The following is a 25,857-nucleotide window of genomic DNA, read 5'->3' on the forward strand; positions in this document are numbered from 1 at the left end:
TCAGACCGGCTCCTGTCCGCGCAACTGGCCATCACCGACCACGACGTACTTCTCGCAGGTCAGGCCTTCGAGACCGACCGGGCCGCGGGCGTGCAGCTTATCAGTAGAAATGCCGATCTCGGCACCCAATCCGTATTCGAAGCCATCGGCGAAGCAGGTCGGGGTGTTGATCATCACCGACGAAGAATCGACTTCAGCCACGAAACGCCGGGTGTCGCCCTGATGTTCGCTGACAATCGAATCGGTGTGATGGGAGCCGTAATGGTTGATGTGCTCGATGGCCTGGTCAAGCCCGTCGACCACGCAGATCGACAGGATGGGCGCCAGGTACTCGGTGCTCCAGTCTTCTTGCGTGGCCGGCACGGCATCGATGATGGCCCGGGTGCGTTCGCAGCCACGCAGTTCGACGCCTTTTTCGCGGAACTGGGCCGCCATCGCTGGCAGGAAATCTTTCGCAACGGTTTTATCGACCAGCAACGTCTCCATCGCCCCGCAGATGCCGTAGCGGTAAGTCTTGGCGTTGAACGCGATGCGCTGGGCTTTCGCCAGGTCGGCGTGTTCACTCACGTAAACGTGGCAGATACCGTCCAGGTGCTTGATCACCGGCACGCGGGCGTCACGACTGACACGTTCGATCAGGCCACGGCCACCACGGGGCACGATGACATCGACGTATTCGGGCATCGTGATCAGTGCGCCAACGGCAGCGCGATCAGTGGTTTCGACCACTTGGACCACGGCGGCCGGCAGATCGGCCTCGGCCAGGCCACGCTGGATGCAGGCGGCGATGGCACGGTTGGAATGAATGGCTTCGGAGCCGCCGCGCAGGATGGTCGCGTTGCCGGACTTCAGGCACAGGCTGGCCGCATCGATGGTCACATTCGGCCGGGACTCGTAGATGATCCCGATCACGCCCAGCGGCACGCGCATCTTGCCCACCTGGATACCTGACGGACGATAGCTCATGTCGCGGATCGCGCCGACCGGGTCGGGCAGCGCCGCGACCTGACGCAGGCCAACGATCATGCCATCGATACGCGCCGGGGTCAGCGCCAGACGCTCGAGCAGGGCCGGTTCCAGACCATTGGCGCGGCCAGCCGCCAGGTCCAGCTCATTGGCAGCGGTCAATTCGCCGCGGGCGGCATCCAGCGCATTGGCAGCCGCCTGCAACGCGCGGTTTTTCTGCGCGGTGCTGGCACGGCCGATGACGCGGGAAGCCTCGCGGGCAGCGCGACCCAGGCGGGTCATGTAGTCAAGAACGGACTCAGTCATGGTCTGGAGTGGTCTTTGCTAAGGTCTTGGTAAAGAGTAAAGCGGCAGATTATAGCTGTCGCGTCCGCCGACTAACAGCGGTGACGGGCGGATGGTCGAAATCGAGGGCAATTTGCCGACGTTCAGCCGGGATTAAGCTGCAAATTGTTATCATCACGACTCAATCAGCCCTGATAAACGCCGTTCATCATGACCAACCTGACTGTCCGTGCGTCCGCCATGAGCCTGCCCAAGGGCCTCCCGGACGCGTTCTTCGACCGCGACGCCCAAGTTCTCGCCCGCGATTTACTCGGAAAAGTCATTCGCCACCGGGTCGACGACCTGTGGCTCAGCGCCCGGATCATCGAGACCGAAGCCTATTACTGCGCAGAAAAAGGCAGCCACGCCTCCCTCGGCTATACAGAAAAGCGTAAGGCTTTGTTTCTGGACGGTGGGCACATCTATATGTACTACGCCCGCGGTGGCGACTCGCTGAACTTCAGCGCCCAGGGTCCGGGTAACGCGGTACTGATCAAATCCGCCTACCCTTGGGTCGATGAACTGAGCGGGCCGGCGAGCCTGGCGCAAATGTTGATGAACAACCCTGACGCCCAGGGCCGCCCTCGCCCCTCGCAAAAGCTCTGTGCGGGGCAGACACTGCTCTGTAGGTCGTTAGGCCTTAAGGTTCCCGTCTGGGACGCCAAGCGCTTTGATCATGAAATATTACTGGTGGAAGATGTCGGCCAGACACCCGCCCACATCATCCAGGCTGCACGCCTGGGCATTCCCCATGGTCGCGACGAACACCTGATGTATCGCTTCGTCGACGCGGCCTATGCCGCGTATTGCACGCGGAACCCGCTGCGACGGGGTCAGGTCGAAGGTCGCGACTACATCCTGCTGACCTGACAATGCACGGAACATGAAACTGAAGGAATACCCTGTGGGAGCGAGCCTGCTCGCAATGAGGCCAGTACATTCAACATCATTACTGACTGAAGCTGCGCCATCGCGAGCAGGCTCGCTCCCACAAGGGCCAATTGAACATTCAATGGAGTTGTTTTTATGGGCCCATGGCTCGATAGCGTGACCGGCTGGTTGACGGTCAACCCGCAATGGCTGGCGGCGGCGGTATTCATCGTGGCCTTTGTCGAATGCCTGGCGATTGCCGGCCTTATCGTGCCTGGCACCGTGTTGCTGTTCGCCGTAGCGGTACTGGCCGGCAGCGGCGCACTGTCATTGAGTGAAACCCTGCTGCTGGGGTTTCTCGCCGGCGTGCTTGGCGACGTGATTTCGTATTTCCTCGGCCGGCATTTCCATCAGAACATCCGGCGCCTGCCAGGCTTGCGTCATCACCCGGAATGGATCGCCGGGGCTGAGGCATATTTCCAGCGCTACGGCATCGCCAGCCTGCTGGTCGGGCGCTTCATCGGCCCCTTGCGCCCCATGCTGCCAATGGTCGCCGGGATGTTCGACATGCCATTCCCGCGATTCTTCGCCGTGAGCCTGCTGGCTGGCGCGGGCTGGTCGGTGGCGTATTTGTTGCCGGGTTGGGCAACGGGCGCGGCGATTCGCTTGCCACTGCCCGAAGGCTTCTGGCTTGAAGCCGGCATCGTCGCCGGCAGCATTGCGGTCATGGTCGGGCTGAGCGCAACCAGTAGCCTGCGCCGCCATCGCAAGGCCACGGTGTTCATTGCCGGCATGAGCCTGCTGATCCTGGCGGGGCTGTTTATCGGCTATCCGCACCTGAACGCCCTCGATCAGGGAGTGATGACCCTGGTGCAGGAACACCGCAGCTCGATGCTCGACGAAGTGGCAGTGGTCTTCACCCTCATAGGCGAATTTCGCAACATGCTGATCTTCAGCGCCTTGCTGGTGGTGCTGCTGCTGATTACCCGGCAATGGCGGCAGCTGTTCTTCGCCACCACCACCCTGCTCTGCACCGCGCTGGGCAATACCCTGACCAAACACTTTTTTGCCCGGGTGCGCCCGGAAGTCTTGAGCGACCCGCTGACCAGCTACAGCATGCCCAGCGGCCACGCATCCGGATCGTTTGCGCTGTTCCTGACCCTCGCCGTACTCGCCGGCCGCGGACAACCCCCGCGCATGCGCCTGACCTGGCTGTTGGTGGCGTGCCTTCCGGCACTGGCGATTTCCCTGTCCCGTGTCTACCTCGGCGCACACTGGCCGACGGATGTGCTGGCGGGTGCGATGCTCGCGTCCTGTGTTTGTGCGGCGAGCCTGTGGCTGAGTCAGCGCCAGACGTCACTCAATGCCATGCCGCCCAAGGTATGGTGGCTGGTGCTGCCGTCGCTGGTGGCGCTGTTCGGATTCTTTGTGTTGCGGCATCTACCGCACACGATGTTGCGGTATTCCTATTAAATAAATATTGAGCCAACCTCAAGTCACCCCTTCCCCCCAAAAAAATCCCGCTCGAAATGAGCGGGATCGTTGTGACAAGTAATAACTCACCTTCAATATGGAAGGCAAACTACCAATTCGGAACAAGCAATGATTATTTGAAATCCGGGATAGTGTCTAAAGCGTCAGCAGCCCGTTTCTCAAGATATTTATCCAGACTCCCGTAATACTGCTTAAATACGGCAGTGAGCTCACTGTCCACCTTATCCCGGATTTCTACATACCCTGCAGCCGGATTGCGCTCAATCAACTCATCGGCGATTTGACGCCAAACATATGTCTGAATAAAAATACTCATCCTTTTGCGAGGGATGAAATACATCCAAATCAGCAGGCTCAACAATTTTACTATCCATAATTAAATCTCTCCTTGTTATGCCGACCCAAAAAGTTGGGAGCACAAGGAGAAACCAAATAATAGGGCACCCCATTACAAGTATTTTAATCTTTAAATTAGGACAAAGTAATTAAGCAAACAACTCGCCCTGCAACTCATCCAGCAACGCCTGAATTGCATCCAGCCGTTGCTGCGGATCATCGAGTTGCAGCAGGTCGATCTTGTCCACTTCGGCAAACGGCAACAGGTAAGCCAGCTGATTGGCCAGCGACTGCTGCCCGGTCGCCTCCGTGCCCATGTTCAGCGCTTCGACCATGGGATGTTCGGCCAGGGCCTTGAGCAGCGCCACCAGATCGGCGTCCTCATCCTGCAGCGGCTGCTCGGGTTCGTCTTCCAGCCATTCGACCTGGGCGAGGATCAGCTGGTCGCGCTGGACTTCGGTGGTCAACACGTTGAACCGTCGCCCTCCCTCAACCCGTATCCCCAGCAGGCCGTTGTCCTGCTGCTGAAAATCGGTGATACGCGCCTCACAACCGACCATGGCAAAGCCCTGCGGCGCGATACCGACTTCACTCCCCTCGAGGATGCACACCACGCCGAAGCCGCCGCCCTGTTTCATGCAGCGACCGATCATGTCCAGGTAACGCGCCTCGAAAATCTGCAGGTCGAGGATGCAACCAGGAAAAAGCACCGTGTTCAGCGGAAAAAGCGGCAGACTCATAGACATATTCCTTACACCACCATCGACACCGCCAACGGCAGGAATACCGCCGTGGCCACGCCCATCAAACTCATCGCCAACGCCGCGAAGGCGCCACATTCGTCACTTTCCTGCATCGCCACCGCAGTGCCGACCGCATGGGCAGTCATGCCCAGCGCCATGCCGCGCGCCTCGGGGCTGTGGACACCGAGCCGGGTCAACAGGCTCGGGCCGAAGATAGCCCCGATCACCCCGGTGATCAGCACGAACACCGCCGCCAGTGCGGCGACGCCGCCAATCTGCTCGGCCACCAGCATGGCGATGGGCGATGTCACCGATTTCGGCGCCATGGTCATCAGGATCATGTGCTCGGCCCCGAACCACCAGCCCAACAGCACCCCCATGCCCGTGGCGACCACGCCGCCTATCACCAGCGTAGTAAATATCGGCCAGAACAACTGCCGAATACGCCGCAGGTTGAGGTAAAGCGGCACGGCCAACGCGACCGTCGCGGGGCCGAGCAGAATGCTGAGGATCTCGGTGCTCTTGCGGTACTCGGCGTAGGTCAGGCCGCAACCCACCAGCACACCGATCACCAGCAACATGGAGACCAGCACTGGCTGCAAAAAGATCCAGCGGGTTTTCTCGAACGCCGCCAGCACCAGTTGATAGGCGCCGAGCGTGATGCCGATGCCGAACAAGGGATGATGAATCACCGACGTCCAGGCGCCGTGCCAGTCAAGGATCATTGGCCGTCCTCGGGATGAACATGGCGCTTGACCATGCGTTGCATGAGGACGCCGGCGAAGGCCATCGACAGCAGCAATGACAAAACCAGCGCACCGACAATGGCCCAGAAATCAGCAGCGATATCTGCCGCGTACACCATCACCCCCACGGCCGGCGGTACCAGCAGCAACGGCAGGTAACGCAGCAGGCTGCTGGCTGCGAGGTTCAGCGGTTCACCGACCTGGCCACGACAGATCAGAAAGATAAGCAACAGCAGCAGGCCGACAATCGGCCCCGGCAGGATGGGCAAAAACAAATGGTTGATCGCGGTGCCGAGCAATTGAAACAGCACCAGCCAGGTCAGGCCACGTAACAACATCAAAAATCTCCCGCAAAACCGTCACCCGCATTGGCCCACGCATTATAAGCACGCTTGCGCTATGGACCGGCATTCGCCATAAGCATGGTCTGTTGACCGCGGCCTATTGCCATGGTGATCTAAAGTGGTAAATCCGGGAGGTCAAATCCCCCCACCTAAAAACTATAAAATCGATGAACCCAAGGAGAGTCTCAATGCCCTATGTACCCGTTGCAGAGCTCAAAGATTATATCGGCAAGGAACTCGGACGTTCCGAATGGCTCACCATCGATCAGGAGCGCATCAACCTGTTCGCCGAAGCCACAGGGGACTTTCAGTTCATCCATGTCGACCCGGTCAAGGCCGCGCAAACGCCATTCGGCAGCACCATTGCCCACGGCTTCCTGTCGTTGTCGCTGATTCCAAAGCTGATGGAAGACATCCTCGTCATGCCGCAAGGCCTGAAGATGGTGGTCAACTATGGCCTGGACAGCGTGCGGTTCATTCAGCCGGTCAAGGTCGACTCGAAGGTGCGCCTCAAGGTCGAACTGTCCGAGGTCACCGAGAAAAAACCCGGCCAACTGCTGCTCAAGGCCATCGCCACATTGGAAATCGAAGGCACGGACAAACCGGCATACGTCGCCGAATCCCTGTCGCTCTGCTTCGTGTAAGCGCTTTCGGGTGCGAAGCAGCACAGGCTGTTTCGCACCTGCTGCTTTTCTCCCGGCTGTATATGGACAGATAGCTGCGGCATACTCGGTCGCCTAATTGCCCGGAACCCGCTATGCGCCCATTTGCACTCCTCGCCTTGACCCTGATGCTCACCGCTTGCGGCGACGGCGAATCGCTATTGCCCGCAGATGCCCGCCTGCCGGACGGTGGACGCTATCGCGGTGAACTGGTCAACGGATTGCTGCAAGGCCAGGGCCGCATCGACTACCCGAACGGCAGCTGGTATGCCGGCGAGTTCGACCAGGGCCAGTGGCATGGCCAGGGTGAATGGCATGGCAGCAATGGCGAAGTCTACCGCGGGCAATTCAAGCAAGGCCTGTTCGATGGCCTGGGCTCCCTGACCACCAGCGCCGGCAGCTACAACGGTGGTTTCAAGCTTGGCCGCCGCGACGGTGAAGGCACCCTTAAAGAACACGGCATGCTTTACCGTGGTGAATTCAAGGCCGATCAGTATTCAGGGCTCGGCCGCCTGGAGCTCGAAGATGGCAGCGCCTACCAGGGCCAGTTCGCCCATGGCAAGCCCAATGGCGATGGCCAACGCAGCGACGGCAACGGCAATCAATTCACCGGGCACTTTGTCGACGGTCAACTGGAAGGCAACGGAACCTTCAACAGCGCCGAAGGCGATATCTATGTCGGCGGGTTCAAAAACAACCAATTGCACGGCAAGGGTCGTTATGAAAACGCTGACGGCGACGTATGGCTGGGTCAATTCAAGGAAGGCTCGCTCAACGGCAAGGGCGAATTGATCGGCGCCGATGGCAGCCATTACATCGGCCACTTCAGCGACTGGCGCTTCACCGGCCAAGGCCGCTTGAACCTGGCCGACGGCAGCTTCTACACCGGCCAGTTCGACAACGACAGTTACTCCGGGCGCGGCACCCTGGTCCTCACCGACGGCACCGTGCTCGATGGCACCTGGATCAACGGCCAGCGCGTGCGCGACGCCGAGGGCAAATTGCTGCCCGACGCCCTCGAGCTTGGCTTGCTGGCCCAGGGGCGCTTGCTTGAGGAGGCGCTCACCAACGTGCCAGCCTCGACCCCGGTGGTGGAGCTGTACACCCTGACCCTTGGCGGCGACGGCAAGCAGAGTGTGTTCCTGCGCGAATCCGACTATGTCGCGAACATGCTCACCAGCCGCTTCGGCGCCTATGGCCAGATCCGCCTGGTGAACCATCGCGACCATCTCGGCGACCGCCCGATGGCGACCCGGGAAAACCTGCGCCGTGCCGCCTTGACCCTGGCCGAACGCAGTGGCCCGGAAGACCTGGTTTTCATCTACCTAACCAGCCATGGCACCAGCGAACACGAACTGGTGCTTGACCAGCCGCGCATGGAGCTGGCGGATCTGCCGGCCGACGAGCTTGCCGCCGTTCTTGCCCCGCTGAAAAACCGCGACAAGATCATCGTGATTTCGTCCTGCTACTCCGGCGGTTTCATCCCCGCCCTGAAGGACGAACGCACCCTGATCATGACCGCCGCGCGTGCTGACCGCGTGTCCTTCGGCTGTACCGAAGAAGCCAACTTCACCTACTTCGGCGACGCCCTGTTCGCCCAGGCGCTGAACCAGACTGATGATCTGGAGCAAGCCTTCAAACTGGCCAAGGCCACCGTCGCCGAACGCGAGCTGGCGGACAATTTCGAAGCCTCCGAACCGCAGATCTGGGCACCGAAAACCGTGCTCTCCCACTGGCAACTGTTACGTAGGCAGCAGGCACGAAAAGCCCTGCAAAGTGTCTCCATTGACAGCAAGGATGCAAAGAACAACTAAGCTGAACAGTATCAAGGGAGAAACACTATGTACTTGACGCCTCAGCACGTATTGCTCGCCGGAGCCACCGGCTTGACCGGTGAACACCTACTCGATCGCTTGCTCAACGAGCCAACGATATCGCGCGTATTGGCCCCCTCGCGCCGGCCGCTGGCCGAGCATCCGCACCTGGAAAACCCAGTGGGCGACCCCATTGAGTTCCTGCCGCAGCTGAACGGCCGCGTCGACATCGCCTACTGCTGCCTGGGCACCACCATCAAGCAGGCAGGCTCTGAGCAGGCGTTTCGCGCGGTGGATCTGGACATGGTGGTGGCATTCGCCAAACGTGCCCGGGAGATGGGTGCACGGCACCTGATCGTGATCAGCGCCCTGGGGGCCGACCGCAGATCCTCGATTTTCTACAACCGGGTCAAAGGCGAAATGGAATACGCATTGCGCGCGCAGAACTGGCCGCAACTGACCATCTGCCGTCCGTCGTTGCTGCTGGGTGAACGCACCGAGCCGCGCCTGGGCGAGCAGTTCGCCGGGCCCTTGTCGAAATTGATTCCCGGCAAATACCGAGGCATAGAAGCCTGCCAATTGGCCCGCGCGATGTGGCGCCTCGCGTTGGAGGAGCAGGATGGGGTGCGGATTGTCGAGTCGGATGAATTGAGGAAGTTGGGCAAATAAATGGCGGCGTCCGGGAGGACGCCTTCGCGAGCAGGCTCGCTCCCACATGGGCCTTGTGAACGACACAGATTCAATGTGGGAGCGAGCCTGCTCGGGCGAAGTGCTCTCCTACAATCCGCCGGTCGCCTGGAAGCTCACGCCGATCACCGTCAGCAACGACAACGGCAACAACAGCGTGTCGAGCAACGCACTGGCCGGCAAATCAACACCCGGATAACTCGGTGCCTCGGCGCCGAAACGATCCATCGCGCAACAACCGCCATTGAGCGCGTACAAATCCAGCCGCGTCCCGGAGTACACCACGGGCGCCCCCGGTTTGGCCGCATCCAGCGTACGTACTGTGGCACACCCACCCAGCTGTAGCGCCAGCACTACCACCAACCACTTATTCATCGCTGGTCAGATGGTATTCGCCCCAACGCGGCAGCATGTCCTGGGGAATGTTCAGCAAATTGAGGATCCGCGCTACGACGAAATCGATCAGATCGTCGATGGTTTGTGGCTGATGATAGAAACCTGGCGATGCCGGCAAAATCGTCACACCCATGTTCGACAACTTGAGCATGTGCTCCAGGTGAATGCTCGAGTATGGCGCTTCACGAGGCACCAGAATCATCTGCCGGCGCTCCTTGAGCGTGACATCGGCGGCACGTTCGATCAGGTTGTTGCAAGCGCCCGTCGCGATGGCGGACAGGGTCCCGGTGGAGCACGGCACCACCACCATCGCCGCTGGTGCGCCGGAGCCCGAGGCCACCGGCGACATCCAGTCTTCCTTGCCGTAGACCCGGATCTGCCCGGCGGCAGCTCCGGTATATTCGGTGAGGAAGGCTTGCATCATCTGTGGCTTGGCCGGCAGCGTGACGTCGGTTTCGGTGGCCATCACCAGTTGCGCCGCCTTGGAAATCAGGAAGTGCACTTCGCGCTCTTCGCGCACCAGGCAATCGAGCAGGCGCAAGCCGTACTGGGCACCAGAAGCGCCAGTCATCGCCAGCGTGATGCGGTCCGGGCCGTTACTCATTTGAGCGCCTCGGCCAGCTTGCCGTGCAGGCCGCCGAAGCCGCCGTTGCTCATGATCACCACATGGGTGCCCGGCTGGGCCTGACTCTTGACCCGTTCGATGATGCCTTCCAGCGAGTCGCTGACAATCGACGGTACTGTGCACAGCGCCGCGGTGCCTGCCAGATCCCAGCCGAGATTGGCCGGTGCATACCAGATCACCTGATCAGCATCGTTGACGCTCTCCGGCAAGCCGTCACGGTGCGCGCCAAGCTTCATGGAGTTGGAGCGCGGTTCGATGATCGCAATCAACGGCGCATCGCCAATGCGCTTGCGCAGGCCGTCGAGTGTGGTGGCGATGGCTGTCGGGTGGTGGGCGAAGTCATCGTAGATGGTGATGCCACGCACCTCTGCGACTTTTTCCATCCGTCGCTTCACGCTCTTGAAGGCGCTCAATGCAGCGATGCCCATGGCCGGCACCACGCCAACATGGCGCGCCGCGGCCAAGGTGGCCAATGCGTTGGCCACGTTATGCTGGCCGGTCATGTCCCAATCGACCACGCCTTGAGCGACGCCTTCGAACATCACTTCGAACTTCGAGCCATCTTCGCTGAGCAGCTTGACCTGCCACTGCCCGCCAGCACCTGTGGTTTGCACCGGGGTCCAGCAGCCCATCTCGATGACGCGCAGCAGGGCGGGTTCGGTGGTTGGATGAATCACCAGGCCCTCGCTCGGGATGGTCCGCACCAGATGGTGGAACTGTCGCTCGATCGCCGGCAGATCCGGGAAGATATCAGCGTGATCGAACTCCAGGTTGTTCAGGATCGCCGTGCGCGGGCGGTAATGAACGAACTTGGAGCGCTTGTCGAAGAACGCACTGTCGTACTCATCGGCTTCGATTACGAAAAATGGCGTATCGCCCAGGCGCGCCGAGACCGAGAAGTTCTGCGGCACACCGCCGATCAGGAAGCCCGGGCTCATGCCCGCGTGCTCCAGCACCCAGGCAAGCATGCTGCTGGTGGTGGTCTTGCCATGCGTACCGGCGACCGCCAATACCCAGCGGCCTTGCAGCACGTGGTCGGCCAGCCATTGGGGGCCGGAGACATACGGCAGGCCTTTGTTCAGCACGTATTCGACCGCCGGGTTGCCGCGCGACATGGCGTTGCCGATGACCACCAGATCGGGGGCCGGGTCCAGTTGCGCCGGGTCGTAGCCTTGGGTCAACTCAATGCCCTGCGCCTCGAGCTGAGTGCTCATCGGCGGGTAGACGTTGGCATCGGAGCCGGTCACGTGATGGCCGAGCTCTTTGGCCAAAACCGCCATCGAACCCATGAAAGTGCCGCAGATACCCAGAATATGAATGTGCATAGTCGACCTCGTAAAACATGGCCGCAGGTTAGCGTAGGGGGGAAAAAATCGCACCTTTGTTTCGTCCCCTAGGATGTCATCACCAGCAGGCTAGCTCCCACAGTAGATCTGCGGCAGTTCCAAAATTGCGAATTCAGCCAATAACCCTGCGGGAGCGAGCCTGCTCGCGATTGGGCGCGACACGACCTATCGGGCTATGCCGTGTTTACGCAGCTTTCGATACAGGGTATTGCGACTGACCCCCAACTGTTCAGCCGTATTCGTCATATGCCAGCGTGTGTGCTCCAGCGCATTCAACAGCGCCAGTTTCTCGGCATCTTCCAGGGGATGCTCGCAAGGCGCTTCAATGGTCGGCATAACCACCGGCCGCGCCTGGCGGATCATCGCTGGCAGATCCTCCAGGCCGATCCGTCCGCCGTCACACAACGCCGCCAACGTACGCAATACATTGCGCATTTGCCGCACGTTGCCTGGCCAGGCGAATCCCAACAACGCCTCGCGCGCCGCCCCGTCGATCCGCACGGATTCCCCGCGCGCCTCTTCGGCCAGCAAAAAGTCGAGCAACTGCGATTTGTCACTGCGCTCGCGCAACGCCGGCAACGCGACTTCCAGCCCATTGAGCCGGTAATACAGGTCCTCGCGGAAACTGCCGTCCTGCACCCGCTCCAGTAGATTGCGGTGCGTGGCACTGATGATCCGCACGTTGACCGACTCCGGCTCGCCACCGATTGGCACCACTTGCCGATCTTCCAGCACACGCAGCAAACGGGTCTGCAAGGCCAGGGGCATGTCGCCAATTTCGTCTAGGAACAAGGTCCCGCCATCGGCCTGCTGCAGCTTGCCGCGCATGCCCTCCTTGCGCGCGCCAGTGAAGCTGCCGCCGCGGTAACCAAACAGCTCGCTCTCGATCAGGCTTTCGGGGATCGCCGCGCAGTTGAGGGCGACGAAGGCTTTTTCCGCGCGCTGGCTGGCCTGGTGCACAGCCTTGGCGAAAGCTTCCTTGCCCGAACCGGTTTCGCCGTTGATCAGCAATGGCACGTCCCGCTCGTATACGCGCAGGGCCTTGCGGAAATCCGCCTGCAACGTGGGATCGCCCAGGCAGATGCCCGCCAAGCGCGGGCGTTCTTCAACCGCGGGAGCCGGCACCAGTGGCACTGGAACTGTACGGGATTGCCCGCGCAACACCGCGAACAGCTTGCGTCCGTCACGGCTACGCAGTGGCCAGCTGGCACTGGCGTTGACGCTCGCGCGGCCGAGCAATTCGTCCAGTGAGCAGTCGAAAAACGCTTCCACCGGCTTGCCCAGCAAGCCGCCACGGATATGCCCCAACAGGTTCAGCGCACTTTGATTGACTGCACAGATCCGCCCTTCACCGTCGAACGCCAGCAGCCCTTCGCTGAACAAACCGACGGACTCGGCCTGCAAATGAAAACGCAGCAGCCATTGATTATCGAAACAACGCAGGAAATAGCAGCTCTCGATCATCTTCGCCGAAAGATTGACCAAGGCCATGGTATGGAACTGACTCTGGCGCGACACCTCGTGCCGGGCAGATGACACATCAAGCACCGCCAACAACTCGCCGTGCGGATCGAATACCGGGCTAGCCGAGCAGGTCAGGCCCGTGTGTCGCCCACGGAAATGTTCGTCCTGGTGAATGGTCAGCGATTGGCGCTCCACCAGGCAGGTGCCGATACCATTGGTGCCTTCGCAGGCCTCGCTCCAGTCGGCCCCCAGCCAGAGGCCGGCACGCTCGAAAATCTTGCGTTCGGCCGGTGCCGTCACGCAATTGAGGATCACCCCGCGCGCATCGGTCAACAGCACGGCGTGGCCGGCACCGGAGAGCTGTTGATGAAGACTGGTCATTTCATTGCCGGCGATGTGCAGCACCTGTTGCAAGCGCTCGCGGCTTTCCAGGACGCGGCCATGCTCCAAAACCGTCGGCGCCATGTTCAGGGCCGGGTCAAGGTGATAGTCCTCAAGGCAGCGCAGCCAGGAACGAGCGATGGACGGGTCGCTGCCAGGCCCCTGCAGGTGCGCCTTGCCCTGGGCTACGGTCAACACCTGCTGGGCATGGCGACTCAAATGGTTGTCGTGCATTTCTTATTATTCTCCCGGGGCTCGGCGACCCGTGCATGCGGTGATGCCGAGCATCCTCCAGCCCGGCCTGCTTTGCAATGCTGGCAAGACCGGCCAGTCACAGCCTGTGCCAGAAACGGTACAAAGTGTCACGGACGCTGTACCGAAAGCGTCACAAGCACTCCCCGCCCGTCCGACAAAAACCGCGCAAGGCCTTGATTTACATGAGCTGCAAGGCGGTGGCCCGGCCCTTGCTCTACGCTTAAAGCAAGCGCACATGCGCGTCTTCCTTATAAGCACAAGAACCAAGGAGAAACCATCATGCGTTACGCTCACCCCGGTACTGAAGGCGCAATCGTTTCGTTCAAGAGCAAATACGGAAATTACATCGGCGGCGAGTTCGTCGCGCCTGTCAAAGGTCAGTACTTCACCAATACCTCGCCAGTGAATGGCCAACCCATTGCCGAATTCCCACGCTCCACGGCCGAAGACATCGATAAGGCCCTGGATGCTGCCCACGCGGCGGCCGATGCCTGGGGCGCCACGTCCGCCCAGGCACGCTCGCTGGTGCTGCTGAAAATTGCCGACCGCATCGAACAGAACCTGGAATTGCTGGCGATCACCGAATCCTGGGACAACGGCAAGGCCGTGCGTGAAACCCTCAACGCCGACATCCCGCTGGCCGCCGACCATTTCCGCTACTTCGCCGGCTGCATCCGCGCCCAGGAAGGCAGTGCTGCTGAAATCGACGGCAACACCGTGGCCTATCACATCCATGAACCGCTGGGCGTGGTCGGGCAGATCATCCCGTGGAACTTCCCGATCCTGATGGCCGCGTGGAAACTCGCCCCGGCCCTGGCCGCCGGTAACTGCGTGGTGCTCAAGCCGGCCGAGCAAACCCCGCTGGGCATTACCGTACTGGTCGAGCTGATCGGCGACCTGCTGCCACCGGGCGTACTGAACATCGTCCAGGGTTACGGCAAAGAAGCCGGCGAAGCCCTGGCCACCAGCAAACGCATCGCCAAGATCGCCTTCACCGGCTCGACCCCGGTCGGCTCGCACATCATGAAATGCGCCGCCGAAAACATCATTCCGTCCACCGTGGAGCTGGGTGGCAAATCGCCGAACATCTTCTTCGAAGACATCATGAAGGCCGAACCGTCCTTCATCGAAAAAGCCGCCGAAGGCCTGGTGCTGGCGTTCTTCAACCAGGGCGAAGTCTGCACCTGCCCTTCCCGCGCCCTGGTGCAGGAATCGATCTACGACGAGTTCATGGCCGTCGTGATGAAGAAAGTCCTGCAAATCAAACGTGGCGACCCACTGGACACCGACACCATGGTCGGCGCCCAAGCGTCCGAACAGCAATTCGACAAGATCCTTTCGTACCTGGAAATCGCCAAGGGCGAAGGCGCCGAGCTGCTGACCGGCGGCAAGGTGGAAAAACTCGAGGGCAACCTGGCGAGCGGGTATTACATCCAGCCGACCCTGCTCAAGGGCACCAACAAGATGCGCGTGTTCCAGGAAGAAATCTTCGGCCCGGTGGTGAGCATCACCACCTTCAAGGACGAAGCCGAAGCCCTGGCCATCGCCAATGACACCGAGTTCGGCCTCGGCGCCGGCCTATGGACCCGCGACATCAACCGCGCCTACCGCATGGGTCGCGCCATCAAGGCCGGGCGTGTCTGGACCAACTGCTACCACCTCTACCCGGCACACGCCGCATTCGGTGGCTACAAGAAGTCCGGCGTCGGCCGTGAAACCCACAAGATGATGCTCGATCACTATCAGCAGACCAAAAACCTGCTGGTGAGCTACGACATCAATCCGCTGGGCTTCTTCTAACCCGGCGCGACACCGCGTAACGGCTTTCGCTGGCAAGCCAGCTCCTACAAGGATCACACCGCACCTGTAGGAGCTGGCTTGCCGGCGAAGGCGCCCTCATTGACATAACACTCAAGGCCTGGCCGCTCTGGCACGGGCTTTGCGTGCGCGAATCACACCCAAACGCAACACCCGAAAGTCCAACAAGATCAAAAAACAGCGAGGACTTATGACTTCTTCCACACAGCTCAAACCCACACTCGGCACCCTGCACCTATGGGGCATTGCCGTTGGCCTGGTGATCTCCGGCGAATACTTCGGCTGGAGTTATGGCTGGGGTACCGCCGGGACCTTGGGGTTCCTCGTCACCGCACTGATGGTGGCCACGATGTACACCTGTTTCATCTTCAGCTTTACCGAATTGACCACGGCCATTCCCCATGCCGGCGGGCCGTTTGCCTATAGTCGGCGGGCCTTCGGTGAAAAAGGCGGATTGATCGCCGGCATCGCCACCCTGATCGAATTCGTTTTCGCGCCGCCGGCCATTGCCATGGCCATCGGTGCCTATCTCAACGTGCAATACCCGGAACTGGACCCGAAAATCGCTGCGGTTGGCGCCTATTTCGTGTTCATGACCCTCAATATTCTCGGCGTGAGCATCGCCGCCACCTTCGAACTGGTGGTGACCGTGCTGGCGGTCGCCGAACTGCTGGTATTCATGGGCGTGGTTGCGCCAGGCTTCAGCTTCAGTAACTTCGTGCTCAATGGCTGGTCCGGCTCCAGTGAGTTCACCATCGCGTCTATTCCCGGCATTTTCGCGGCCATTCCCTTCGCCATCTGGTTTTTTCTCGCCATCGAAGGCGCAGCGATGGCCGCCGAGGAAGCCAAGGACCCGAAACGCACGATTCCCCGTGCATACGTCAGCGGCATCCTGACCCTCGTGTTCCTGGCCATCGGTACAATGGTAATGGCCGGTGGCGTCGGCGACTGGCGTCAGCTGGCAAACATCAACGACCCACTGCCCCAGGCCATGAAAACGGTGGTCGGCAACAATTCAACCTGGATGCACATGCTGGTCTGGATCGGCCTGTTCGGGCTGGTGGCGAGTTTCCACGGGATCATTCTCGGCTACTCGCGCCAGTTCTTCGCCCTCGCCCGCGCCGGTTACCTGCCGCGCAGCCTGGCCAAGCTCTCACGTTTCCAAACCCCGCATCGGGCGATCCTGGCTGGCGGCGTTATCGGCATTGCGGCCATCTACAGCGATGGCCTGGTCAACCTGCAAGGCATGTCGCTGACGGCGGCCATGATCACCATGTCGGTATTCGGTGCCATCGTGATGTACATCATCAGTATGCTGAGCCTGTTCAAGCTGCGTAAAACCGAGCCGAACCTTGAGCGCACCTTCCGCGCCCCGGGCTATCCGATCGTACCGGGGATTGCGCTGTTCCTGGCGGTGGTGTGCCTGGTCGCGATGGCATGGTTCAACACCTTGATCGGCCTGGTCTTCCTCGGATTCATGGCCGCCGGTTACCTGTATTTCCAACTGACCGCACGGCAACGCTCCGAAGCACCGGCGGACGCTATGCTCGAAGGTATCTAGTTGCACCGGCGCCGGGCCATGAGCCTGGCGCCTGCATTATTGAAGTGCACACCTATACACAACAGGAGGCCCCGCCCCATGGCCGTATTTGCCCATTCCGTCGGCGCCCAGACCTACCGCTTCGAAAACCTCAAGGAAGTGATGGCCAAGGCCACCCCGGCGCGCTCCGGGGACTATCTGGCCGGCGTTGCCGCCCTCAATGACGGCGAGCGCGTGGCGGCGCAGATGGCGTTGGCCGACATCCCGCTGAGCCATTTCGTGCAGGAAGTGCTGATTCCCTACGAGGACGATGAAGTCACCCGCCTGATCATCGACACCCACGATAAACAGGCTTTCGCGGTGGTCAGCCATCTCACCGTCGGCGGTTTTCGCGACTGGCTGCTCAGCGACGCCGCCGACGAACAGGTCCTGCGCGCCCTCGCCCCCGGCCTCACCCCGGAAATGGTGGCGGCCGTCTCGAAAATCATGCGCGTACAGGACCTGGTCCTGGTGGCGCAAAAGATCCGCGTGGTCACGCAATTCCGCGGCACGCTCGGTCTGCGCGGCCGCCTGTCCACCCGCCTGCAACCCAACCACCCCACTGACGAACCGGCCGGCATCGCCGCGAGCATCCTCGATGGCCTGTTGCACGGTAACGGCGATGCCATGATCGGCATCAACCCGGCCACCGACAGCATCGCCTCGATCTGCGCCATGCTGGAGATGCTCGATGCGATCATCCAGCGCTACGAAATCCCGACCCAGGCCTGTGTGCTGACCCACGTCACCACGTCTATCGAGGCGGTCAATCGCGGCGTACCCCTGGACCTGGTGTTCCAGTCGATTGCCGGCACCGAGGCGGCCAATGCCAGCTTCGGTATCAATCTGAATGTGCTCAAGGAAGGTTACGACGCCGGGTTGAGCCTCAATCGCGGCACGCTCGGCAAGAACCTGATGTATTTCGAAACCGGCCAGGGCAGCGCCCTGTCGGCCAATGCCCACCACGGTATCGACCAACAGACGTGCGAAACCAGGGCCTACGCGGTGGCCCGCCATTTCAATCCGTTCCTGGTGAACACCGTTGTCGGATTCATCGGCCCCGAATACCTCTATAACGGCAAACAGATCATCCGTGCCGGCCTCGAAGACCACTTCTGCGGCAAGCTGCTGGGCGTGCCAATGGGCTGCGATATCTGCTACACCAACCACGCCGAGGCTGACCAGGACGACATGGACACCCTGTTGACCCTGCTCGGGGTGGCCGGGATCAATTTCATCATGGGCATCCCCGGTTCTGACGACATCATGCTCAACTACCAGACCACGTCGTTCCACGATGCGCTTTATGCCCGCCAGACGCTGGGGCTCAAGCCTGCGCCGGAGTTCGAGCAATGGCTGGCGAAAATGGGCATCTTCACTCAGGCGGACGGCAAGGTCCTCTTCGGTAACAGCCTGCCACCGGCCTTCCGCCAGGCCTTGGCGCAATTGGGATGAGTGTTGTCATGGAAAAACCACCCTTTGATCCGCACAACCCGTGGCTGGAGCTGCGACGCCTGACGCCCGCACGCATTGCCTTGGGCCGCACCGGCACCAGCATGCCCACCCGTGCCCAGCTGGATTTTCAGTTTGCCCACGCCCAGGCGCGAGACGCGGTGCACTTGCCGTTTGATCACGCATCCCTCAGCGAACAACTGGCTGAACGTGGTCGTGAGAGCCTGTTACTGCATAGCGCCGCCCCCGATCGCAACAGCTACCTGCAGCGCCCCGATCTGGGGCGCAAATTGAGCACGGAGTCGGCAAAAGCCCTGCGCGAATACGCTGCAGCCCATCCTGGCGGTGTCGATCTGGCCATTGTGGTTGCCGATGGTTTGTCGGCATTGGCGGTGCACCGTCATACATTGCCGTTCCTGACGCGCTTTGCAGAGCAGAGCGCAGCCGACGGATGGTCCATGGCGCCTGTGATGCTGGTGGAACAGGGCCGGGTCGCCGTTGCCGACGAGATCGGCGAACTGTTGGGCGCGAAAATGACCGTGATCCTGATCGGCGAACGCCCTGGGCTGAGCTCTCCAGACAGTCTGGGATTATATTTTACCTACAATCCAAAGGTCGGCCTGACCGACGCCTATCGCAACTGCATCTCCAACGTACGTCTCGAGGGCCTGACTTACGGCATGGCGGCACACCGTTTGCTGTACTTGATGCGCGAGGCATGCCGGCGACAGTTATCCGGAGTCAACCTGAAGGACGAAGCGCAGGTGCAAACACTGGAATCAGACGCGGGAGCGGAGATGAAAGGAAATTTCCTACTTGATGCGCCCCAAGCCTGAACCGCTTCCGCATTGCACTTTCGCACCCTTTTCAGGCAGGATCGATGCACGGCTGCCAGTGAGTACCCTTTGCCGCCAAAGCACGTGAAGACAGCCACTTGAAGACGAGACCTACCATGCGGATTATTCAAGCGACCCTCGAACACCTGGACCAGCTGACCCCGTTGTTCGTCAAATATCGCGAGTTTTACGGCTCCCTGGCCTATCCAGACTCGTCCCGGGCGTTCCTCGAGAAACGCCTGCGTCGCAAGGAATCGGTGATCTACCTGGCCCTGTCCGATGACGACAGCAGACTCCTGGGCTTCTGTCAGCTGTACCCGAGTTTTTCTTCGCTTTCGCTCAAACGCGTTTGGATCCTCAACGACATCTACGTCGCTGAAGACGCCCGTCGCCAGTTGGTGGCCGACAACCTGATCCGAACCGCGAAGAAAATGGCCAAGGAAACCAACGCTGTACGCATGCGCGTGTCCACCAGCAGCAACAACGAAGTGGCGCAGAAAACCTACGAATCCATCGGATTCAAGGAAGACACCGAGTTCAAGAACTACGTGTTGCCGATCAGCGACGAGTTGTAAGGTCAGAAAAGATCGCAGCTTTCGGGCGAAGGCTGCGATCTTGCCCTCAAATACACGCCGAAATCCCCTGCTACAAACCCTACGCGCTTTTCACTTCCCAGCCCGTATAATCGCGTTCTTTTCGGCTTGTAAGAAAAACTACCTCCTGTCTGTAGTCTTACGCGAAGTCATCCGCAGGCCTGCAGAGTCGGGCCGTTACCACAGGTGCCGCCCATGGATTTCAACCCGCTCGATCTCGTCCTGCATCTCGATGTCTACCTCGACTTGCTGGTCACCAACTACGGGCCCTGGATCTACGCCATCCTGTTCCTGGTGATCTTCTGCGAGACCGGCCTGGTGGTCATGCCCTTCCTGCCGGGCGACTCTCTGCTGTTCATCGCCGGCGCCGTGGCCGCCGGTGGCGGCATGGACCCGGTATTGCTGGGAGGCTTGCTGATGCTCGCGGCGATCCTCGGTGACAGTACCAACTACATCATCGGACGAACGGCCGGCGAACGATTGTTCAGCAACCCGAACTCGAAGATCTTCCGCCGCGACTACCTGCAGCAAACCCATGATTTCTATGACAAGCACGGCGGCAAAACCGTGACCCTGGCGCGCTTCCTGCCGATCATCCGCACCTTTGCCCCCTTCGTCGCGGGCGTCGCGAAAATGCCTTACCCGCGTTTCTTCGCCTTCAGCGTGCTGGGTACGGTTCTGTGGGTCGGCGGCCTGGTCACCCTGGGTTACTTCTTCGGCAACGTACCGTTCATCAAATCCAACCTGTCGCTGCTGGTGGTGGGCATCATCCTGCTGTCGCTGGTGCCGATGATCATTGGCCTGGTGCGCAGCCGCCTTGGCGGTTCGAACTCCAAAACCGCATCGCGCTGAGCGCATGTGGTCCCTTGGCGCCTGGCGCCGTCGGCGCATCCTGGCCAAGCACCCGATCGCCGACGAGATGTGGCACCGGGTGCGCCAGCACCTGAGTTTTCTCGATGGCATCAGCGCCGCCGAAGACCTGTGGCTGCGCGAAGCCTGCGTACTGTTTCTGCAGGACAAACACCTGACTGCCCTGCCCGGTGTCGAGCTGCACCAGGAACAACGCCTGCTGCTCGCCGCCCAGGCGCAACTGCCGTTGCTGCACCTGGGTGACCTGAACTGGTACCAGGGCTTTCACGAAATCGTGCTCTACCCCGACGACTTCATCAGCCCCCAGCGCCATCGGGACGCCAGTGGCGTGGAGCACGAGTGGGACGGCGAACACAGCGGCGAAGCCTGGCAGCAAGGGCCGATCATCCTCGCCTGGCCGGGCGTCATGGCCAGCGGCGGCTGGGAAGGCTACAACCTGGTGATCCACGAGCTGGCGCACAAGCTCGACATGCTCAACGGCGACGCCAACGGCCTGCCACCGCTGCACTCAGACATGCGGGTCAGCGACTGGGCCAGGGTCATGCAGCAAGCCTACGACGATCTCGACCGCCAACTGGAACGCAATCCGGACGCCGAGACCGCCATTGATCCGTATGCCGCGCAAAACCCTGCCGAGTTCTTCGCCGTCACCAGCGAATACTTCTTCAGTGCCCCGGATCTGCTGCACGAGGCTTATCCACAGGTCTATGAGCAACTGCGGCTGTTCTACCGCCAGGACCCACTGGCAAGGTTGCGGCAACTTCTGGCCGAGAACCCGGTCTATCAGGCACACGACTAAGGTCTACACGACCTCTGGTACGTGGCGTCGCCGTAGGAATATGCCTATAATCGCCGCCACTTTTTGGTCAATCCGGCCAAGTGTTTCTGGTCAACTAACGGGGGCAACGCCCAATGAGCTACAGCAAGATTCCGGCTGGCAAAGACCTGCCGAACGACATCTACGTCGCGATCGAGATTCCGGCCAACCACGCGCCGATCAAATACGAAATCGACAAAGACAGCGATTGCCTGTTCGTTGACCGTTTCATGGCCACCCCAATGTTCTACCCGGCCAACTACGGTTACATCCCGAACACCCTGGCGGACGACGGTGACCCCCTCGACGTGCTGGTCGTGACCCCTTACCCGGTTGCCCCAGGCTCGGTGATCCGCGCGCGTCCAGTCGGCATCCTGAACATGACCGACGATGGCGGCGGCGATGCCAAAGTGATCGCGGTGCCACACGACAAGCTGTCCCAGCTGTACGTCGACGTGAAGGAATACACTGACCTGCCGCCGCTGCTGATCCAGCAGATCGAGCACTTCTTCGCGAACTACAAAGATCTCGAAAAAGGCAAATGGGTCAAGATCGAAGGCTGGGCCGGTGCAGACGCCGCCCGCGAAGCGATCACCAAGTCGGTCGCTGCCTACAAAGGCTAAGAGCGGCTGCAGGCTTGCAGAAGAACCCCGGTTGATCCGGGGTTTTTTTTGCGCGCCTATAAAGCGGATTTAAACGATTCGTTTAACGCTCGGTATTTCCGAGTTTTCCTGTTTATTTTTTACCCAACACGCCTCACATCCAGTCGTAATTTTCCCGCGAAATTTGAACGAGCCGTTTATTCAAAGCCCCGGCGGGCGCCAGTAGACTCCCGTTCATGAAAAAGAACACTAGCGGCCCACGGTTTAAAGCGCTCCTCGAAGCAGCGAACATCACGACGACAGGATTCGCCGAATTCCTGGATACGGCCCCGCAAAACGTACACAACTGGTACACCCGCGGTGTCCCCGCCCATTGCCTGGAAGAAGTGGCCAGAAAACTCTCGGTCAACAGCGACTGGCTGAAAACCGGCGAAGGCTCGAAAGACGCCAGGCACCTGCGCCTGGTCGACGACACCGGCCACACCTTCGACGCCCAGACAATCCGTGGCGTCTATACGGTGATCGAGCCCACCGACATCGAACTGCCCTTCTACAAGGAAGTGATCACCGCCCCCGGCTCCAAAAAAACCCACGTCATCGAAGACCGCGGACAATGCCTGCGCCTGCCTCGCAGCCACCTCGATTCCCTGGAAATCAATCACGCCGATGCCATCGGTGCCGCCATGATTGGCAACAGCATGGCCGAGAAAATCGACGACGGCTCCACCCTGGCGATCGATCGTGGCCTGACCCAGATTGTCGATGGCGAAATCTACGCCATCGAACACGACGGCATGCTGCGCATCAAATACCTGCACCGAATGCCGGGCAACGCCCTGCGCTTGCGCAGCCATAACCGCGCCGATTACCCGGATGAAATTTTCCGACCGGCGCAAATCGAAGAACAGAATATCCGGGTACTGGGCTGGGTGTTCTGGTGGTCGACCCTGAACAAACGACGGCCGCCGCTGCCGTTCCTGTAACCCCTGGAAACGCCAACTCACACACCAGGCTGGGAATTTTGCAAAAAAATCAGTATGCTGCGCCCCACATTTGCGCATCACCCCGCCAAGCGGCCCTGATCGCACCGACAAGGCAGATGACTTTCTCGCCGAGTCCCACAGCCGGACGCAAGATCCGGGTGTACGTTTTGAAGGCTGGCGCGGTTTACCAAAAATGAACCAAGCCAGTCCCCGAGAAGCCGGCCACAAGCCGGCTTTTTAATGCCCGCCAAAAAGCCGAATCCGTCTGAAGATGTAACGCCCTCCGAGCTTTTGAATGCAAGCCGTCCCGGGTCGCCTGGCGTGATATCACCCCTCGTATGCACTGCCCGAAAATCCGAGCTATACCTCTCGCTGGCTGTCCGAAAATGCAAGATGCATTTCTGCTGTCTGCATGCTGTCCGCGGACCTGATTCCCGGTTTTTTTGCGACTGCCCATAAGCTGCAGTTGCTCGAAACTAACGAGGTGAACATGAACAGGATGTCACACAGGGGCTGGACGCTGGCTGCGGCAGTTGTCGTAGCGGGTTCAACGCTTTTCGCGGGGTGCGCGGGCAAGAACGATCCCATTGCGCAGGCAGACAAGACGGATGTGGCCAAGGGCGTGCCCGCGCCGAGTCTTGAGCAGACCAAGGCGATCGCCGAGGAAGGTTTTATCTACGGCTTGCCGCTGGTCATGAACTATGCGGTGATGAACGAGTTCGCGGTGGACCCCAAGTCCAGCCAGTTCAAGGCGCCCTTCAATCAACTGCACAACGAGCATCGGGTCGCGACGCCCGCCGATACCGCCGTCATTACGCCAAATAGCGACACCCCGTACTCGATACTCTGGGCCGACCTGCGCGCGGAGCCGCTGGTGATCACGGTGCCAGCGGTTTCCAAAAAGCGTTACTACTCAATACAACTGATCGACGGCAACACCTATAACTATGGCTACATCGGCAGTCGGGCAACTGCCAGCGCAGCCGGCAGCTATCTGGTTGCAGGCCCCGACTGGAAAGGTGCAACACCTCCAGGCATCGACAAGGTGTTTACCTCCACGACCCCCTTCGCGCTGACCTTGATCCGCACCCAATTGTTCAATCCGGCCGACATGCCAAATGTCGAGAAGGTGCAGGCGAGCTACAAGATCCAGGCGCTGTCTGCGTTCCTTCATCAACCCGCGCCGCCTGCTGCGCCGAAAATCGATTTCATGCCGGCTACCACGGAAGGTATCAAGGCCAACTTCTTCGAGTACCTGTCGGCCGCAATGCAGTATGTGCCAGCATCGACTGATGACAAGGCGATCCGGGCCAGGCTGGCCAGCATCGGGGTAGGTCCCGGCCGGAACTTTGAATTCAAGGACCTCTCGCTCGAGCACAAGGCCGCGGTCCTGCTCGGGATGAAGGCCGGCGACGAAAAGGTCGACAAGTTTCTCTCGAGCGGAATGAAGAATATCAATGGCTGGAACGTCGGTGCGTTCTTCGGTGATCAGGCGTTCTACCAGTCCAACTGGCTCATGCGTGCCGGCGCCGCGAAGGGCGGCCTGTACGGCAATGACGCCGCCGAGGCGATGTACCCCTATACGCGCACCGACGGCAGCGGCCAGACGCTCGATACCAGCAAGCACAATTACACGCTCACCTTCCCGGCCGGCAAGCTGCCGCCCGTCAATGCCTTCTGGTCGGTCACCATGTACGACGGCAAGAGCCAGCTGCTGATCAAAAATCCGCTCAACCGCTACCTGATCAATTCGCCGATGCTGTCAGGCATGACGAAGAACGCGGATGGCTCACTCACCCTGTACATACAGAAGGATTCGCCGGGCAAGGCCAAGGAGTCCAACTGGCTGCCCGCGCCTGACGACACGGTGTATCTGGTGATGCGTCTCTACTGGCCGAAGACCGCACCGCCTTCGATTCTTCCCCCTGGCAACGGCAGCTGGCAGCCACCGGCGCTGGTGGTCGCGAAGTAGCGTGAATCATGCGGCTGCTTGCGCCTGGCAAGCAGCCGTTCGCGTGACTGCCAGTTGGGGAACTCCGATTCACGGATAACTGAACGATTTCACCAACGTCAACTCCCCCACCGCCCGCATCGGCACCAGGAACGTCTGCATCTTCTCGCTCGGCGTCCCCTCCTCGGTAATCACCGTCACCTGCGCCGTCGTCAGCGGTTGAACCGCATCCTCCTGCCCCTCTTCATCGCTGCGATAGCCACCGCCGAAGTAATTCACATACACCAGGTACTGCCCCTTGATCGGCGCCGGCATGGCGAAGATTTCCGGGCCGTAGCCGGTGGTGACGTCGACGTCGAGGGCGGCGCCGTTGGCTACGGCGCGGTCGCCGTACCAGATATGGGCGCCGTCAGGGGTGACCAGGTGCAGGTCGAGGTCAGTGCCGTCGCTGTCCCAGGCCAGCAGCACGCGCAGTTTGGCTGGGGTTGCTCCGCCGCTGGCATTGAGGAATTGGGTTCGGTGGCGTTGTTGGCCGTCGGGGCTGCGGACTTCGACGCTGTTGCTACCGTTGGGGAATGAGAACGGTCGATCGAAGCCACCTGATGGATCGATTTTCAGGGGCATGCTGACGCCGTTGACGATCAGTCGGCCGGGTTCGCCGCTCTTCGGCGCGGCTTTGATCTGACCGGCGATGCGTGCGGTGTTTGCCTGGCCTGCCGGGGTATTCACCGACGACGCCGGGTAGTTGACGACCTGGCGAAATGGCTCGCCTTCACCTTCGGCAGCGCCGGTTCGCCAACCGCCGGAGGGGGTGTCGAGTTTGACGCTGTCGGCGGCGGTTGCCGGCGACAGCGCGGCGATCGCGCAGAGCAGCAGCAAGACCTGTGGATAACGATGGGTCAT

25 protein-coding genes are annotated in these 25,857 nt (G+C 60.6%); 15 read left to right on the top strand and 10 right to left on the bottom strand.

Annotated elements, in window-relative coordinates:
- Positions 1 to 1,272, bottom strand: coding sequence for a glutamate-5-semialdehyde dehydrogenase (locus tag NQL71_RS18200; RefSeq protein ID WP_046815848.1), 1,272 nt, complete (start codon positions 1,270 to 1,272; stop codon positions 1 to 3).
- A gap of 189 nt (positions 1,273 to 1,461) precedes the next feature.
- Between NQL71_RS18200 and NQL71_RS18205 the strand changes: the two genes are divergently transcribed.
- The gene (locus tag NQL71_RS18205) at positions 1,462 to 2,160 is read left to right on the top strand and encodes a DNA-3-methyladenine glycosylase (RefSeq protein WP_046815849.1); all 699 of its coding nucleotides are present in this window, start codon (positions 1,462 to 1,464) and stop codon (positions 2,158 to 2,160) included.
- A gap of 156 nt (positions 2,161 to 2,316) precedes the next feature.
- Positions 2,317 to 3,633 carry a bifunctional DedA family/phosphatase PAP2 family protein gene (locus NQL71_RS18210; protein ID WP_166619557.1) on the top strand — a complete coding sequence of 439 codons (1,317 nt, stop codon included), beginning with the start codon at positions 2,317 to 2,319 and terminating at the stop codon, positions 3,631 to 3,633.
- Between the two features lie 133 nt (positions 3,634 to 3,766).
- Here the strand turns inward: NQL71_RS18210 and NQL71_RS18215 are convergent, their stop codons facing one another.
- The 4 genes from NQL71_RS18215 to NQL71_RS18230 form a co-directional block, all read right to left on the bottom strand.
- Positions 3,767 to 4,012, bottom strand: a complete 246-nt coding sequence (locus NQL71_RS18215) for a hypothetical protein (RefSeq protein ID WP_274643082.1) — start codon at positions 4,010 to 4,012, stop codon at positions 3,767 to 3,769.
- 127 nt (positions 4,013 to 4,139) lie between these two features.
- Positions 4,140 to 4,730, bottom strand: a complete 591-nt coding sequence (locus NQL71_RS18220) for an LON peptidase substrate-binding domain-containing protein (protein ID WP_046815851.1) — start codon at positions 4,728 to 4,730, stop codon at positions 4,140 to 4,142.
- 11 nt (positions 4,731 to 4,741) lie between these two features.
- Positions 4,742 to 5,458: an LrgB family protein gene (locus NQL71_RS18225; RefSeq protein ID WP_046815852.1), complete on the bottom strand. Its 717-nt coding sequence runs from the start codon at positions 5,456 to 5,458 to the stop codon at positions 4,742 to 4,744.
- Positions 5,455 to 5,817, bottom strand: a complete 363-nt coding sequence (locus tag NQL71_RS18230; protein WP_046815853.1) for a CidA/LrgA family protein — start codon at positions 5,815 to 5,817, stop codon at positions 5,455 to 5,457. The genes NQL71_RS18225 and NQL71_RS18230 overlap by 4 nt, the downstream gene beginning before the upstream one ends.
- Positions 5,818 to 6,011: 194 nt before the next feature.
- Between NQL71_RS18230 and NQL71_RS18235 the strand changes: the two genes are divergently transcribed.
- The 3 genes from NQL71_RS18235 to NQL71_RS18245 all read left to right on the top strand — a co-directional run bounded on the left by NQL71_RS18235 (position 6,012) and on the right by NQL71_RS18245 (position 8,968).
- The gene (locus NQL71_RS18235; RefSeq protein ID WP_046815854.1) at positions 6,012 to 6,467 is read left to right on the top strand and encodes a MaoC family dehydratase; all 456 of its coding nucleotides are present in this window, start codon (positions 6,012 to 6,014) and stop codon (positions 6,465 to 6,467) included.
- 113 nt (positions 6,468 to 6,580) lie between these two features.
- On the top strand, positions 6,581 to 8,299 hold the full coding sequence (locus tag NQL71_RS18240; protein ID WP_077185802.1) for a C13 family peptidase: 1,719 nt from the start codon (positions 6,581 to 6,583) through the stop codon (positions 8,297 to 8,299).
- Positions 8,300 to 8,326: 27 nt separating this feature from the next.
- The gene (locus tag NQL71_RS18245) at positions 8,327 to 8,968 is read left to right on the top strand and encodes an oxidoreductase (RefSeq protein WP_046815856.1); all 642 of its coding nucleotides are present in this window, start codon (positions 8,327 to 8,329) and stop codon (positions 8,966 to 8,968) included.
- A gap of 108 nt (positions 8,969 to 9,076) precedes the next feature.
- On the opposite strand, the gene NQL71_RS18250 is transcribed toward NQL71_RS18245, so the two are convergent.
- From NQL71_RS18250 to NQL71_RS18265, 4 genes are all read right to left on the bottom strand, one after another.
- Entirely contained in the window at positions 9,077 to 9,361 is a 285-nt protein-coding gene (locus NQL71_RS18250; RefSeq protein WP_077185801.1) for a YceK/YidQ family lipoprotein, read from the bottom strand.
- On the bottom strand, positions 9,354 to 9,986 hold the full coding sequence (gene ubiX / locus NQL71_RS18255) for a flavin prenyltransferase UbiX (RefSeq protein WP_046815858.1): 633 nt from the start codon (positions 9,984 to 9,986) through the stop codon (positions 9,354 to 9,356). Before ubiX ends, NQL71_RS18250 begins: the two co-directional genes overlap by 8 nt.
- Entirely contained in the window at positions 9,983 to 11,332 is a 1,350-nt protein-coding gene (gene mpl, locus NQL71_RS18260) for a UDP-N-acetylmuramate:L-alanyl-gamma-D-glutamyl-meso-diaminopimelate ligase (protein ID WP_248687019.1), read from the bottom strand. The genes ubiX and mpl overlap by 4 nt, the downstream gene beginning before the upstream one ends.
- A 186-nt stretch (positions 11,333 to 11,518) precedes the next feature.
- On the bottom strand, positions 11,519 to 13,432 hold the full coding sequence (locus NQL71_RS18265) for a sigma-54-dependent Fis family transcriptional regulator (RefSeq protein ID WP_046815860.1): 1,914 nt from the start codon (positions 13,430 to 13,432) through the stop codon (positions 11,519 to 11,521).
- Positions 13,433 to 13,732: 300 nt separating this feature from the next.
- On the opposite strand from NQL71_RS18265, the gene exaC reads away from it, so the two are divergent.
- From exaC to NQL71_RS18315, 10 genes are all read left to right on the top strand, one after another.
- Positions 13,733 to 15,253 carry an acetaldehyde dehydrogenase ExaC gene (gene exaC / locus NQL71_RS18270; protein ID WP_077185798.1) on the top strand — a complete coding sequence of 507 codons (1,521 nt, stop codon included), beginning with the start codon at positions 13,733 to 13,735 and terminating at the stop codon, positions 15,251 to 15,253.
- A 208-nt stretch (positions 15,254 to 15,461) separates the two neighbouring features.
- Entirely contained in the window at positions 15,462 to 16,832 is a 1,371-nt protein-coding gene (eat, locus tag NQL71_RS18275; protein WP_046815861.1) for an ethanolamine permease, read from the top strand.
- Positions 16,833 to 16,910: 78 nt separating this feature from the next.
- Positions 16,911 to 18,305 carry an ethanolamine ammonia-lyase subunit EutB gene (locus NQL71_RS18280; RefSeq protein WP_077186304.1) on the top strand — a complete coding sequence of 465 codons (1,395 nt, stop codon included), beginning with the start codon at positions 16,911 to 16,913 and terminating at the stop codon, positions 18,303 to 18,305.
- Positions 18,306 to 18,313: 8 nt separating this feature from the next.
- Entirely contained in the window at positions 18,314 to 19,138 is an 825-nt protein-coding gene (gene eutC / locus NQL71_RS18285; protein ID WP_077186305.1) for an ethanolamine ammonia-lyase subunit EutC, read from the top strand.
- Between the two features lie 116 nt (positions 19,139 to 19,254).
- Positions 19,255 to 19,713 carry a GNAT family N-acetyltransferase gene (locus NQL71_RS18290; protein ID WP_046815864.1) on the top strand — a complete coding sequence of 153 codons (459 nt, stop codon included), beginning with the start codon at positions 19,255 to 19,257 and terminating at the stop codon, positions 19,711 to 19,713.
- 213 nt (positions 19,714 to 19,926) lie between these two features.
- A complete protein-coding gene (locus tag NQL71_RS18295) occupies positions 19,927 to 20,583 on the top strand; it encodes a DedA family protein (protein WP_046815865.1) in 657 nt (218 codons plus the stop codon).
- A 4-nt stretch (positions 20,584 to 20,587) separates the two neighbouring features.
- On the top strand, positions 20,588 to 21,400 hold the full coding sequence (locus NQL71_RS18300) for a M90 family metallopeptidase (protein ID WP_248687532.1): 813 nt from the start codon (positions 20,588 to 20,590) through the stop codon (positions 21,398 to 21,400).
- A 113-nt stretch (positions 21,401 to 21,513) separates the two neighbouring features.
- Entirely contained in the window at positions 21,514 to 22,041 is a 528-nt protein-coding gene (gene ppa / locus NQL71_RS18305) for an inorganic diphosphatase (RefSeq protein ID WP_003205933.1), read from the top strand.
- A 215-nt stretch (positions 22,042 to 22,256) separates the two neighbouring features.
- Positions 22,257 to 23,003, top strand: a complete 747-nt coding sequence (locus NQL71_RS18310; RefSeq protein WP_046815867.1) for a S24 family peptidase — start codon at positions 22,257 to 22,259, stop codon at positions 23,001 to 23,003.
- A 499-nt stretch (positions 23,004 to 23,502) separates the two neighbouring features.
- Positions 23,503 to 24,975, top strand: a complete 1,473-nt coding sequence (locus tag NQL71_RS18315) for a DUF1254 domain-containing protein (protein ID WP_274643098.1) — start codon at positions 23,503 to 23,505, stop codon at positions 24,973 to 24,975.
- 69 nt (positions 24,976 to 25,044) lie between these two features.
- Here NQL71_RS18315 and NQL71_RS18320 read toward each other — a convergent pair whose 3' ends face one another.
- Positions 25,045 to 25,857: a YfaP family protein gene (locus NQL71_RS18320; protein WP_046815868.1), complete on the bottom strand. Its 813-nt coding sequence runs from the start codon at positions 25,855 to 25,857 to the stop codon at positions 25,045 to 25,047.

Source organism: Pseudomonas serbica (genome assembly GCF_028823535.1).
GTDB classification, from domain to species: Bacteria; Pseudomonadota; Gammaproteobacteria; order Pseudomonadales; family Pseudomonadaceae; genus Aquipseudomonas; species Aquipseudomonas serbica.

Bases quoted from the DNA above. Each gene is read 5' to 3' on its own strand.
- NQL71_RS18200 (WP_046815848.1), bottom strand. From the start codon at position 1,272: ATGACTGAGTCCGTTCTTGACTACATGACCCGCCTGGGTCGCGCTGCC.
- NQL71_RS18205 (WP_046815849.1), top strand. From the start codon at position 1,462: ATGACCAACCTGACTGTCCGTGCGTCCGCCATGAGCCTGCCCAAGGGC.
- NQL71_RS18210 (WP_166619557.1), top strand. From the start codon at position 2,317: ATGGGCCCATGGCTCGATAGCGTGACCGGCTGGTTGACGGTCAACCCG.
- NQL71_RS18220 (WP_046815851.1), bottom strand. From the start codon at position 4,730: ATGAGTCTGCCGCTTTTTCCGCTGAACACGGTGCTTTTTCCTGGTTGC.
- NQL71_RS18225 (WP_046815852.1), bottom strand. From the start codon at position 5,458: ATGATCCTTGACTGGCACGGCGCCTGGACGTCGGTGATTCATCATCCC.
- NQL71_RS18230 (WP_046815853.1), bottom strand. From the start codon at position 5,817: ATGTTGTTACGTGGCCTGACCTGGCTGGTGCTGTTTCAATTGCTCGGC.
- NQL71_RS18235 (WP_046815854.1), top strand. From the start codon at position 6,012: ATGCCCTATGTACCCGTTGCAGAGCTCAAAGATTATATCGGCAAGGAA.
- NQL71_RS18240 (WP_077185802.1), top strand. From the start codon at position 6,581: ATGCGCCCATTTGCACTCCTCGCCTTGACCCTGATGCTCACCGCTTGC.
- NQL71_RS18245 (WP_046815856.1), top strand. From the start codon at position 8,327: ATGTACTTGACGCCTCAGCACGTATTGCTCGCCGGAGCCACCGGCTTG.
- NQL71_RS18250 (WP_077185801.1), bottom strand. From the start codon at position 9,361: ATGAATAAGTGGTTGGTGGTAGTGCTGGCGCTACAGCTGGGTGGGTGT.
- ubiX (WP_046815858.1), bottom strand. From the start codon at position 9,986: ATGAGTAACGGCCCGGACCGCATCACGCTGGCGATGACTGGCGCTTCT.
- mpl (WP_248687019.1), bottom strand. From the start codon at position 11,332: ATGCACATTCATATTCTGGGTATCTGCGGCACTTTCATGGGTTCGATG.
- NQL71_RS18265 (WP_046815860.1), bottom strand. From the start codon at position 13,432: ATGCACGACAACCATTTGAGTCGCCATGCCCAGCAGGTGTTGACCGTA.
- exaC (WP_077185798.1), top strand. From the start codon at position 13,733: ATGCGTTACGCTCACCCCGGTACTGAAGGCGCAATCGTTTCGTTCAAG.
- eat (WP_046815861.1), top strand. From the start codon at position 15,462: ATGACTTCTTCCACACAGCTCAAACCCACACTCGGCACCCTGCACCTA.
- NQL71_RS18280 (WP_077186304.1), top strand. From the start codon at position 16,911: ATGGCCGTATTTGCCCATTCCGTCGGCGCCCAGACCTACCGCTTCGAA.
- eutC (WP_077186305.1), top strand. From the start codon at position 18,314: ATGGAAAAACCACCCTTTGATCCGCACAACCCGTGGCTGGAGCTGCGA.
- NQL71_RS18290 (WP_046815864.1), top strand. From the start codon at position 19,255: ATGCGGATTATTCAAGCGACCCTCGAACACCTGGACCAGCTGACCCCG.
- NQL71_RS18295 (WP_046815865.1), top strand. From the start codon at position 19,927: ATGGATTTCAACCCGCTCGATCTCGTCCTGCATCTCGATGTCTACCTC.
- NQL71_RS18300 (WP_248687532.1), top strand. From the start codon at position 20,588: ATGTGGTCCCTTGGCGCCTGGCGCCGTCGGCGCATCCTGGCCAAGCAC.
- ppa (WP_003205933.1), top strand. From the start codon at position 21,514: ATGAGCTACAGCAAGATTCCGGCTGGCAAAGACCTGCCGAACGACATC.
- NQL71_RS18310 (WP_046815867.1), top strand. From the start codon at position 22,257: ATGAAAAAGAACACTAGCGGCCCACGGTTTAAAGCGCTCCTCGAAGCA.
- NQL71_RS18315 (WP_274643098.1), top strand. From the start codon at position 23,503: ATGTCACACAGGGGCTGGACGCTGGCTGCGGCAGTTGTCGTAGCGGGT.
- NQL71_RS18320 (WP_046815868.1), bottom strand. From the start codon at position 25,857: ATGACCCATCGTTATCCACAGGTCTTGCTGCTGCTCTGCGCGATCGCC.